This window comes from Streptomyces sp. 8N616 (assembly GCF_052246385.1).
In the GTDB taxonomy this organism is placed as follows: domain Bacteria; phylum Actinomycetota; class Actinomycetes; order Streptomycetales; family Streptomycetaceae; genus Streptomyces.
Genome location: NZ_JBQQBY010000018.1, coordinates 98,323 through 109,824, shown reverse-complemented (window position 1 = coordinate 109,824; position 11,502 = coordinate 98,323). Strand labels below are relative to the sequence as shown.

General features: G+C 69.9%; 10 protein-coding genes. 3 read left to right on the top strand and 7 right to left on the bottom strand.

The window, feature by feature from the left end; genetic code table 11:
- Nucleotides 1–102: 102 nt before the first annotated feature.
- Together ACTWQC_RS18350 and ACTWQC_RS18345 are read left to right on the top strand one after the other, a co-directional pair.
- Nucleotides 103–1,659 carry a GMC family oxidoreductase gene (locus ACTWQC_RS18350; protein ID WP_443316791.1) on the top strand — a complete coding sequence of 519 codons (1,557 nt, stop codon included), beginning with the start codon at nucleotides 103–105 and terminating at the stop codon, nucleotides 1,657–1,659.
- 188 nt (nucleotides 1,660–1,847) lie between these two features.
- A complete protein-coding gene (locus ACTWQC_RS18345) occupies nucleotides 1,848–2,609 on the top strand; it encodes a class E sortase (protein WP_443316790.1) in 762 nt (253 codons plus the stop codon).
- A gap of 82 nt (nucleotides 2,610–2,691) precedes the next feature.
- Here ACTWQC_RS18345 and ACTWQC_RS18340 read toward each other — a convergent pair whose 3' ends face one another.
- Nucleotides 2,692–3,324, bottom strand: coding sequence for an endonuclease (locus ACTWQC_RS18340; RefSeq protein ID WP_443316789.1), 633 nt, complete (start codon nucleotides 3,322–3,324; stop codon nucleotides 2,692–2,694).
- 507 nt (nucleotides 3,325–3,831) lie between these two features.
- Here ACTWQC_RS18340 and ACTWQC_RS18335 point away from each other — a divergent pair.
- The gene (locus ACTWQC_RS18335; RefSeq protein WP_443316788.1) at nucleotides 3,832–5,469 is read left to right on the top strand and encodes an FAD-dependent oxidoreductase; all 1,638 of its coding nucleotides are present in this window, start codon (nucleotides 3,832–3,834) and stop codon (nucleotides 5,467–5,469) included.
- Nucleotides 5,470–5,488: 19 nt separating this feature from the next.
- On the opposite strand, the gene ACTWQC_RS18330 is transcribed toward ACTWQC_RS18335, so the two are convergent.
- The 6 genes from ACTWQC_RS18330 to ACTWQC_RS18305 all read right to left on the bottom strand — a co-directional run bounded on the left by ACTWQC_RS18330 (nucleotide 5,489) and on the right by ACTWQC_RS18305 (nucleotide 11,496).
- Nucleotides 5,489–6,820: a cation:proton antiporter gene (locus ACTWQC_RS18330; RefSeq protein WP_443316787.1), complete on the bottom strand. Its 1,332-nt coding sequence runs from the start codon at nucleotides 6,818–6,820 to the stop codon at nucleotides 5,489–5,491.
- A 208-nt stretch (nucleotides 6,821–7,028) separates the two neighbouring features.
- Complete coding sequence (locus ACTWQC_RS18325; RefSeq protein ID WP_443316786.1) at nucleotides 7,029–8,231, bottom strand: ABC transporter permease; 1,203 nt, start codon at nucleotides 8,229–8,231, stop codon at nucleotides 7,029–7,031.
- Entirely contained in the window at nucleotides 8,228–8,992 is a 765-nt protein-coding gene (locus ACTWQC_RS18320) for an ABC transporter ATP-binding protein (protein ID WP_443316785.1), read from the bottom strand. The genes ACTWQC_RS18325 and ACTWQC_RS18320 overlap by 4 nt, the downstream gene beginning before the upstream one ends.
- A complete protein-coding gene (locus ACTWQC_RS18315) occupies nucleotides 8,989–10,113 on the bottom strand; it encodes a peptidoglycan-binding protein (RefSeq protein ID WP_443316784.1) in 1,125 nt (374 codons plus the stop codon). Before ACTWQC_RS18315 ends, ACTWQC_RS18320 begins: the two co-directional genes overlap by 4 nt.
- A 32-nt stretch (nucleotides 10,114–10,145) precedes the next feature.
- On the bottom strand, nucleotides 10,146–10,748 hold the full coding sequence (locus tag ACTWQC_RS18310; RefSeq protein WP_443316783.1) for a hypothetical protein: 603 nt from the start codon (nucleotides 10,746–10,748) through the stop codon (nucleotides 10,146–10,148).
- 178 nt (nucleotides 10,749–10,926) lie between these two features.
- The gene (locus ACTWQC_RS18305; protein ID WP_443316782.1) at nucleotides 10,927–11,496 is read right to left on the bottom strand and encodes a hypothetical protein; all 570 of its coding nucleotides are present in this window, start codon (nucleotides 11,494–11,496) and stop codon (nucleotides 10,927–10,929) included.
- Nucleotides 11,497–11,502 lie beyond the last annotated feature (6 nt).

The window sequence follows — 11,502 nt, the reverse complement described above, 5'->3', positions numbered from 1 at the left end:
GAGCGGAACGGATTGATTATGGCCGAGAGCAGGGGTGCGGTCCGCCCACCGATGCGGCTTAGGTGAAGGGGCCAGGTAGCCAGGTCGGTCGAGGGGGGACGGGTGTACGACTACATCATCGTGGGTGCCGGGTCGGCGGGGTGCGTGCTGGCGGCCCGACTCACCGAGGACGCGAGCACGCGCGTCCTGCTCATCGAGGCCGGGCCGGAGGACGATGCGCAGGAAATCCACGTTCCGGCCGCGTTCAGCAAGCTCTTCCAGACGAAGTACGACTGGAGTTACCTCAGCGACTGCGAACCAGGGCTGGACGGCCGCCGCCGCTATCTGCCCCGGGGCCGGATGCTCGGCGGCTCATCATCGATGAACGCGATGATCTACATACGCGGCAACCGCCGTGACTACGACGCCTGGGCAGCGGCCGGCGCCGACGGGTGGAGCTGGCAGGACGTCCTGCCGTACTTCCTGCGTGCCGAGGACTTCTCGGGCGCCCCGTCACCATGGCACTCCACCGGCGGACCTCTCACGGTCAGCGAGGGCCGTTCCCGGCATCCGTTGATGGCCGCCTACGTGGCGGCCGCCCAGGAGGCCGGCCACCCCTACACCACCGACTTCAACGGTCCGGAACAGGACGGCGTCGGCTACTACCACCTCACTCAGCGTGACGGTCTGCGCTGCAGCACGGCTGTCGCCTATCTGCGGCCAGCCCTGTCCCGGCCGAACCTCGAGGTGCTCACCGGCACCCGGTGCACCCGTGTCCTGCTCGACGGCGACCGCGCGACCGGCGTCGAGGTGGACGGGAACGGCGAACTGCTGCGACTGCGCGCCGAACGGGAAGTGGTGCTGTCGGCCGGTGCGTACAACTCCCCGCACCTGCTCATGCTGTCAGGCATAGGTGCGGCCGGTGAACTGGCGGCCCACGGCATCACGCCCCGCGTCGACCTCCCGGTGGGGGAAAACCTGCAGGACCATCCGCATGTCGGCCTGTGCTACCTGACCGACACCGAGTCGTTGATGACCGCCGAGACACCCGACAACGTGCGCCTGCTGGAGACCGAGGGCCGCGGCCCGCTCACCTCGAACGTCGGCGAGGCCGGCGGATTTCACCGCACCCGCGAGGGGTTGGACGCCCCCGACATCCAGGTGCATGCCGCCCCGGTGATGTTCCATGAGGAAGGCATCAGCCCCGTCACCGACCATGCCTTCATGTTCGGCGCGGTCCTGCTCGCCCCCACGAGCCGGGGCAAAGTCTCCCTGCGGTCCGCTGTGCCCAGCGCCAAGCCGCATATCCTGCACAACTACCTGACCACCGAGGACGATCGCGCCACGATGATCCGGGCGCTCAGGGTGCTGCTCCACATCGCCGACCAGCCCAGCCTGCGCAAGCATCGCCGAGCCGATTTCCGCGTACCCCGCTCCACGGACGACACCGGCCTGCTCGACTACGCCCGGCGCGAGTTGCAGACCCTCTACCATCCGGTGGGCACCTGTTCCATCGGCCCCGTCGTGGATTCCCGGCTCAGGGTGCACGGCGTGCACGGTTTGCGGGTGGCCGACGCCTCGGTCATGCCCACCGTGGTACGAGGCAACACCAACGCCCCCACGATCATGATCGCGGAAAAGGCCGCGGACATGATCCGCGACCTCCCGTCACCGGCCTGACGCAACGCGGCGGCTTGGGCCATCACTGCACGGACCTGCCCGCAGGTCGGGGGCCCCAGCGGATACCCGCAGGTCAACGGCATGCTTGATGGAGGAACACCTGATCCGTTCCTGTTGTTGTCGCATGAGAGGCGTTCACCGTCGACCGCCCCCGAGATCGATATGCCTCCAATTTACTGGGGAGTAATATGTCCCCTTCCCGCGCGGCGTGGATCGCACTCGCCGGCACGCTCACCCTCGTACTTGCCGGCTGCTTCTCCGGTGGTGGGGACGAGGGAGCCGGAAGAATGGCCACCCGGGGCTCAGCGTCCACCGCGACTGCGCCCACGGAGAGGCCCACGACCCCCTCGCCGAACAGCCCCTCACCGGCTCCGCAGACGACCTCGACGAAGCCGACTCCGCGCGAGACCAGCACGCGGACCCAGACCGCCTCGCTGACGATCCCGTCGATCGGCCTCCAGGACCTGCACGTCGTGCCGTACGAGGGCACGACTGACGACTGGCCGGGTACGCGAATCCAGAACCGCGGCGTGGCCGCCAGCCCGTACGGGGACCGTGGCGGTGTCGGCCCCGGCGAGATCGGCAACTACATCGTGACAGCCCACCGCCTCTCCGCTGGTGGGCCCCTGCACAACCTGCCCTCCCTCGACCTGGGCGACTCGGTCCTCGTCACGTCGGGTGGCATGATCTACGAATACGAGATCACCCAGACTCGGAAGACCTCCTTCCGCTCCGAGAGCTCCCTCACCGAGCAGCGGGCGGCGGTCCCTGGTTCCCCGGGCGAGCGTGCCACGGAATCCATGATCACAATCTCCACCTGCGCGACTCCGGAGGACGACGCGGCCGGAAACTTCTGGCGCGACGACAGGGGCAACCCCGAGCACCGCATCGACAAAGTCGGCGTGCTGGCCTCGACGCGGAAGGCTCCCGGTAATCCGGCTTCGCCCTGAGAGGTCATTTCTTTCCATGTCGTCGCCGAGGCGGGCGGCATGTTCCACGAGGTGCTTCGGCGAGGATGACGCGGCTGCCTCTTCACGCAGCTGCGCGCACCTCCTCGGCGGCGCGCTTGTCGAGGGCCACCCGCACCAGGCCGGCCGCCAGCCGGGGCAGGTCGTCCTCCTTCACGAGTCGTGCCAGGGCCTTCGGGGTTTTCGGCAGGCCGACACGTTCCGCCCCCTGCAGCGCCTTGCTGTCGATGTACGGCGCGAACTCCGGCCAGATTCCCTGAACCTCCCGGAGGAAGATGTCGACCCCTGAGGGCCCGATGCCCGGGAAGTCCCGCAGCAGCTTCTTGGGGTCTCCGGCCTGGCGAAGTCGGCGTAGATCGCCCCTGTACTCCCGCCTCAGCAGCTCGGCCGCATCGCCGAGCTGGGTTGCGGTGCGCTCGTCGTAGCGGCGGTAGCCGCCCTCGCCGAGCGCGTCGACGCGTTGCTGCCAGCTCGCCTCCGCCATCCGTCGCGCGTCCCGCATTCCCGCGTCGAAGAGCGCACGGGCCGCCGCCACCGCAATGTCTGCCTTGATCCGCGCGGACAGCAGATGGGCGAGCACGAGGATCTGGTAAAGGGAACCGGGGCTGTCCCGCAGCTTGATACCGGCCTCGGACGCGTAGGTCCGTCCGTACTGGTCGAGCAGAACATGTGCCACGGCACCACTCTTCTTGCCCATGGCGCTCACCTGCCTGCCTTTACGTCTCCCTGGATGGGCCTTACGGCGCGGGTGCCCGGCATCGGCGGAGGCAGTCGACCAAAATTTGCGGCCATGATGTGAGGGATCCAAGCCGACGGTGAGGATGGTCTGCCATGGTCAAGCGACGGCCCTGAGCAGCTTGTTCAGCGAGCCGTGCCGATGCTGCGCAGGACACCCGGTCGTGGCCGGAACCGGCACGATCCACAGGGGAGAACTTCGCGCCTGGAACGCCGCAGCGCGTGATCGGCCTGCGGCGCGGGTGCCCGCGGAGCAATGGCAGCCACACCGGTCTGTGGTCGTGTCCGGCCACGATGAGGGATTTGCTGCACGCGGTGTCGTTCCTCTGAACTGTCATCGTTCCGCTGCACGCACAGCGTGTGGTCCGAAAGTGGTCCCGGAGCCATGGCTCCGGGAGCTCCCTCTTCTTCGCGTAGGCAGCCAGCGGTCGCCGCGCATGACCGGGCTGCCGCCATTAGGCTTGCAGAGGTGACGTGGCCGGTCATCTTCGTGGTGGAACACGACCCGAGCTCGTTTCGTGTGCTACTCGCCGACCTCACGCGACGGTTCGGCAGGGCATTCGCGGTGAAGGGCGCGGGCTCGCCGGAAGCGGCGCTCACCGCGATGCAGGAACTCGCGCGGGCCGAGGAACCCGTCGCACTGCTGCTCGTGGACGACGACTCCGTCGACGTGCTCACACGGACACATGAGCTGTATCCGCAGGCCAAGCGTGTGCTGCTCGTGGATCGCGACTACTCGTCGACGAGTCCGGCGGTCCAGGCGATCGCACTCGGCCGCGCCGACTATCACCTTGTGCGGCCATGGGCGGACGACGAGATGATGTACCGCACCGTGAGCACGTTCCTCTCGTCGTGGACGAAGGAGCAGGAGCCGAACTTCGAGCTGTTCCGCATCATCGCCCAGGAGGGCGACAGCCGTGTGCTGCAGCTGCGCGATGTGATGACGCGCTTCAGCATGCCGTTCGGGTTCTATCCGGTGGAGCGGGAGGCCGGACGGCGTCTGCTGCGCGAGGCCGGGCTCGACGCGTCGCGGCTGCCGGTGGTGATTCGCCATGACGGCCACGTGTTCGTCGATCCGAACCTGCCCGACCTCGCCCGTGCGATCGGGGTCAGCGTCACGAACGACGTGGACGTCTGCGACGTCGCCATCGTCGGTGCCGGACCGGCCGGCCTGACGGCGGCCGTGTACGCCGCGTCCGAAGGGCTCGACACGGTGCTGCTCGAACGAGCCGTCTCCGGTGGGCAGGCCGGGACGAGCCCGCTGATCAGGAACTATCCCGGGTTTCCCCATGGCATCGCCGGCGGCGACCTCATGGGGCAGACCTGCGAGCAAGCGTGGCTGATGGGCGCGCACATCGTCTTCGCGCAACAAGCGGTCGGGCTCGAACGCCGCGGTGACCGCCGAGTGGTCCACCTGCTGGACGGCTCCGACGTCAGCGCACCCGCGGTCGTGATTGCGACCGGCATCGACTGGCGACGCCTCGGTGTGCCGCGGCTGGAGGCCCTCGTCGGCTCCGGGGTGTTCTACGGCGCGGCCGTGAGCGAGAGCCGGGCCATGCAAGACCAGGACGTCTTCGTCGTCGGCGCCGGAAACTCGGCTGGGCAGGCCGCCACGCATCTGGCCAGGCACGCTCGCACAGTCACCTTGGTCGTCCGGGGCGACAGCCTTGCGAAGTCCGCATCGGCCTACCTTGTACGTGCCGTCGAGGCGACGCCGAACATCATCGTCCGCTATCGGACGGAGGTGGTCGACGGTGGTGGCGAGGGGCGCCTCGAGTACCTGACGCTTGCGGATCGTACGGCACGCGCGGTCGAGCGGGTACCGGCGACTGCGCTGTTCATCATGATCGGCGGTGAACCGCACACGCAATGGCTCCCGGAGAGCATCGCGCGCGATGATCAGGGTTACCTTCTGACGGGGCGCGAGATTCGCGAGGAGTCCGCAGCGCACGGGCACCATGGTCGTGCCCCCCTCCCGCTGGAGACGAGCATGCCCGGCGTGTTCGCCGCGGGAGACGTACGGAAGGGCTCGATCAAACGCGTCGCCTCGGCGGTGGGCGAGGGAGCCACGGCCGTTCGTCTCGTGCACGAGTACCTGGGCAGCTGAGCCGATGCGGTTCCGGTACTCACTGGGTCACACCGGCATCTTCCGCTGAGGCCGCCGCGTCGCCGGCGCCCCCGTGCTCGCCACCGCGGCCGACGGTGCGCGACCGGGGCGCCGGCCACAGGCGCTGCAGCAGCGGGCCGGTCATCATCGTGGTGATCACGGCCATGGCCACCATCACAGTGAAGAGGCGGCCGTCGATGACGCCGAGGCCGAGGCCCACGTTGAGCAGGACCAGTTCGGTGAGCCCGCGCGCGTTCAGCAGCACACCGAGGGTGATGGACAGCCGGGGGGTGGCCCCGGTGAGCCGGGCGGCGGCCGCGGCACCGACGAACTTGCCCGCGCAGGCCACGACGAGCACGGCGAGCAGCATGACCAGGCCCTGTCCGCCGAGGCCCTGGAAGTCGACCGACAGCCCGGTGACGGTGAAGAAGACCGGGAGCAGCAGCAGGCTCGACTGCTCGATGCGGGCGGGCACTTCCGGAGCGCAGGCGTCGATCTGCCGGCGCGGTACGACGGCGCCGAAGACGAAGGCGCCGAACACGGTGTGCAGCCCCATCACGTCGGTGGCCCAGGCCGACAGCAGCAGGCCGCTGAAGACCACCCCGTGGACCAGCGTGCTGTCCCGGTTCCAGCGCCGTTCGGGCGCCAGCAGCCAGCGCAGCCCAGGCCTGACCACGTACAGCATGCCGAGGACGAAGAGGGCGGACAGCAGTGCCATCCGGGCGAGCGGCCAGGGGCCGGTGGCGTTCACCACCACGACCACGACGGCGAGAATGCCCCACGCCAGCAGGTCCTGCAGGGCGGCACAGGCGAGCGCCATGGTGCCGATGCGCTCCCGGGCCAGGCCGTGGTCGGACAGGATGCGGGCGAGCACCGGAAAGGCCGTGATGGACATGGCCGCGCCCAAGAACAGCGCCGGGCCGAGCAGTCCGGTCCCCTCCTGCCCGGTGAGGCCCCAGGACGCGAACACGACGGCCAGGCCCGTGCCCAGGGCGAACGGCAGGGCGACGGAGCTGAGCGAGACCGACAGCACCTGACGTCCCCGGCCGCGCAGATGCGCGACGTCGAGGTGATACCCCACCCCGAACATAAAGAGAACAAGGCCCAGTTGGGCCAGCAACTGAAGAAAGGGGCGGGCCTCGTCCGGGAACAGGACCGCGGTCGGATTCCCGGGGAACAGACCCAGCAGGCTGGGCCCCAGCATCAGGCCCGCGGCGATTTCCCCCAGCACCGCCGGCTGCCGCAGCCGCTGGGCGATCCGGCCGCAGATGAAGGCCGCGGGCACGACCACGGCGAGGCCGACCAGCACGTCACGGATGGTCCCTTCCAGCGCGCTGCTGCTCACGACCATGCCCCCTCCGCATCACCGGTTCACTCCAGTCTTGGGGAGCCAACGGCGAGACGGAAATCTGCACTTGGACATCTGGACGCGGGGTTCTGCCGACCGGCGCAGGCGGTGACCGGACCGCCCTACGGGCAGGCGTCCACCGCGACCTTCCCTGAACAGCCGAGAGCCCGGCACCGCGGCGGGGGGAACACCGCAGTGCCGGGCAACTCGGTCAGACCGTCCGCAGCGCCTCCGTGGGCTGCATCCGGGCCGCCCGGAGGGCGGGCAGCAGCCCGGCGATGGCGCCGATGGCCACGGCCGCACCGAGTCCGCCCGCCCAGGCGAGCACCGGGACGACGGTCTCCCAGCCCTTGACGCCGGCGTAGACGAACGTCGCCAGCGTGCCCAGCGCCACCCCGACCGCGCCGCCGAGCATGGCGAGCAGAATCGCCTCGGAGAGGAACTGCAGCCGGATGGTGCCCCGGGTGGCGCCGAGCGCCCGCCGCAGGCCGATCTCCGAGCGGCGTTCGAGCACGGAGATGACCATGGTGTTGGCGACGCCGATACCCCCGACGAGCAGGGCCACCGCCCCCAACCCGAGGAAGAGGCCGTCGAGCGCCGACTGCGCGGCGGCCCGGGCCTCGAGCGCGGCCGACGGCTGGGTGACACTGACCTCGCTGGGGTTCTGCGGGTTGGCCGTGGCGGCCAGCACATTGCGGACCTCCTTGACCTGGTCGGTATCCGACCGCACGTACACCGTGGAGGGGTGGCCGTCGAAGTCCAGGTACTTCTCCGCGGCCGGATAGCCCACCAGCACCGCCGAGTCGATCTCCGGCGTCAGCTTCGCGGGCTTGAGGACCCCGGACACGTAGAACCACTGGCCGCCGACCCAGATGCGCATGTCCGAGTGGATCCGGGAGATGCCCAGTCGGCTCGCGGCGTCCCAGCCGAGGACGGCGACCGGCTGCTGCGCGGTGGCAGCGTTGAGGTATCTGCCCTGGGCCATCGAGGTGCGCACCGCGGCCGGGAGGCGCAGGCTGGCGGCGTTCACCGTGAGGGAGTTGGTGTTGAGGCTCGGGATGTGCGGGCTGCGGTAGGCCTCGGCGTCGGTCTTGCCGGTGCTCTGCACCGCCTCGACCGGGCCGACCCGGGAGATCATGCCCGGCGCCTCGATGGGGAGCTTCGCGTCCCCCCCGCCCAGCGACTGGCCCGGGGTGACCTTCAGCAGGTTGGTGCCCAGCTTGTCGATCTCGGCGAGCAGCCCGGCCTGCGACGAGGCCGACAGCCCGAGCACCGCCACCATCGCGGCGACGCCGATGGCGATGCCCAGCGCCGACAGGGCGGCCCGCATCCGCCGGGTGCGCAGCCCGACGCTGGCGGTCCGCGCCAGATCGGCGGGGTGGAGCCGGACGGGGGCGGTGGCCGTGGTGGTCATGGCAGCCGCCTTTCGGTGTTCAGGGGGTCCTCCGCTGACATGACGTCCGCGACGATGCGGCCGTCGAGGACCTCGATCCGGCGCGGCAGCCGGGCGGCCAGCTCCCGGTCGTGGGTGATCATGACAATGGTGGTGCCCTCGGCGTTGAGTTCCTTGAACAGCTTGAAGATCGCGGCGCCGGCGACGCTGTCGAGGTTGCCGGTGGGCTCGTCGGCCAGCACGATCGCCGGGTCGCCGACCAGGGCCCGGGCGATCGCGACCCGCTGCCGCTCGCCGCCCGAGAGCTGCGGCGGCCGGTGGTGGATCCGGTGGCTGAGGCCGACCCGGTCCAGGGCTGCGGCGGCCGCCGACAGCCGGGCCGGGCGCCGGACGCCGGAGTACAGCATCCCGTCGGCGACGTTCTCCAGCGCGGTGGCGTGCTCGGCCAGGAAGAACTGCTGGAAGACGAAGCCGATCCGGGTGGCGCGCAGCCAGGCCAGCGCCCGGTCGGACATCGTGGCGACGTCCTCCCCCACGATCCGTACCGTCCCGGAAGTCGGCCGGTCCAGGGTGCCCATCACCTGCAGGAGGGTCGTCTTGCCGGAGCCGGACGGGCCCACGATCGCCACCAAGTCGCCCCGGTGAATGGTGAAGCCCGCCCCGTCCAGCGCCACGACCGAGGACACGCCCGGGTAGACCTTGGTCACGCCCTCCAGCTGCAGGACCGCCTCGCCGGTGCCCTGGACGCCGGCCGGCCGCGTCTCGGTCTCCACGCCGGTCATGAGGCGGGCACCACGATCTTCTGACCGACCGCGAGCCCGGGGCCGCTGACCTCGACCTTGCCCTCGCTGTCGTCGAAGAGCCCGGTCCGCACCGGGATCAGCTTGTGCTTGTCGCCGCCGCTGCCGACGACCTCGACGGCGTAACCGCCGCCGGCGAGCGCCAGCAGCGCGTTCACCGGCACCGACAGCACGTCCTTCACCGTGTCGGAGACGATGGCGACCTGGACGGGCGCCTGGTCGAGCCCTCCGGTCACCTTCGGGTCCTTCGGCTTGATCCGGACCTCGATGGTGGTCTTGTCCTCGACCTGCTTCGCCACCTTCCCCACCGACGACACCTCACCCGGGGTCGTCTTGCCGTTGGGGAGCGTGATGGTCACCTTGTCGCCGACCGCCACCCCGGTCTGCTGGCTGGCGTTGAGCTCGACGGTGACCTGCCGCTTGGTCGAGGAGACCTGCAGGACGTTCTGCCCCTGTCCTGCCGGCCCGCCGCGCACGGCGTCGGACTTGGTGACCCGGACCTCCTCGGCGGGCAGGAACACCGCCTGTCCGAGGGGCAGTTCACCCGAGTCGTCCAGGCCGACGTCCTCCTGCAGCTCCTTGAGCGCGTTGAGGGTCTGCGTGCCGAAGTAGTCCGAGTCGGGGTCGATCTCCTCCTTGGTGGCGTACTCGAGGGTGACGAGCGCGGCGTTGAGCTGCCGCACGTCGGGGCCCTCGGCACCGTAGGACAGATCGCGGTACACCGGCTCGGCGGCTCCCTGGAGCAGCACCACCGGCTTGCCGTCCACGCGGTAGAGCACGTCGCCCTGGCTGATCACGTCGCCCACGCCGGGCAGCTTGGTGATGGTGCCCTTGGCGTTGTTGACGACGTCGTACGAACCCGCGTAGCCGAGCGTCCCGTTCTGCAGGGTGCGGGCGGACAGGGTGCCCTGGGTGACCTTCGCCAGCCCGGTGGGGACGGTGGTCCTGGCGGACGCGTCCTTCGCGGGCTTCTTGAACGGGTCGGTCACGACGACCCCCGCGCCGGCCGCGACCACGATCGCTACGACGACCAGCGCGGTCAGCCCGCGCCGCTTGCGCCGCTCCGGTGGCGGCGGCGCGCTCTGGCGGTCCGGGGTGCTCACTTCCTCGTCCTCCGTCGGTAACCGTGTTGCACTCACGCCGGACCCCCGCCGGGCTTGTTGGGCTCCATGTTGCGCAGGGACTCGGGCTGGTACTTCTCGCAGGCCTCCTCCGCCTTCTTGAACTGCGGCGTGTTGGGGTCGACCTCAAGCTTGAAGCCGCCGCTGTCGTCCGGGTCCGGGAAGCTCGGCACGCCGTTCTCCCGCATGCACTTGGCGTACTTGAGCTTGTCCTCGGTCGGCCACACATCGCCCGGACCGCCGCCGCCCTCCTGCGCGGGCGGAGCCGGCATGTACTGCTTGCAGGCCTTCTCGGCCTTCTTGAACTCCGGCGACTGCGGGTCGATCCCGCCGCCCATGCCCTCGCCGGGCTTCGGGTCCTTGAAGTCGGGCAGGCCGTTGTCTCGCATGCACTGCGCGAATTTCAGCCCGTCGCCCTGCCCGCCGGCCTCCGGCTTCTTGGACTGCGAGTCATTCCCGGAGCCGACGCTGGCCACGCTGTTACCCGGGTCTTCGTTGCCGCCACAGGCGGTGACGAACAGGGCGACCCCGGTCATCAATACCAGTACGGCGTTGTGCCGCAGCTTCCTTTTTGATGCGGTAATGCCATCCGTCGGCCGCTCCGCGATAACCGCCATGCCACTGTCCCCATTCCTTCCGGATTTCCTGTACCCCTGTTCTACCGAGGCTGCGGTTTCGCCGAGGTTTCGCTGCCGCCGGGCATGCAGAAGCCCCGGTCCGCCGGACGGGTGGTCCGGCAGGCCGGGGCAGGGGAGGCACCCCGTGGGGCTACGCCGACGGCGGCACCCCGTGGGGCTACGCCGGCGGCGGCGCCCCGGCGGGCAGGTGCCGCTGGCAGGCCTTGTGGGCGTCCTGGAATTCGGGCGACTCGACGTCGATCCCAGCCTCCTCAGGGGCGAAGCCGCTGCCCTTGGGGTCGGGGAAGTCGGGCACGCCGTTCTCCCGCATACAGTCGGCGTACTTCGTCAGATCGGGCATACCGCCGGGCGGCGGCGAGGCCCGGCGGCCTTCGGGCATCAGGTCCTCGCAGGCTTTCTCCGCCTTCTTGTACGCGTCGCCCTTGACGTCGATCCCGCTGCTCGGGTCGAGCAGAATGGAGCCGTCCGCGGCGGGGTCGGGAAAGTCCGGCACGCCGTTCTCCCGCAGACATTCGATGAAGGCCATGCTTTTGGCCTTCTTGTCCCCAGCCCCGGCGCCTCCGGCGGCTTCCGGGGAATCATTGGAGCCGAACGCAAAACCCAATCCGGCCGCCACCATGGCAATCGCCAGGGCAGCCCCGAGCGAAGCGACCAGAATGCCAATTCTGCCTTGCCGCCGCTTGCCCCCGGGCGGCTCGCCCGCGGCCGCGTTCTCCTTCTCTTCCATTCCCTC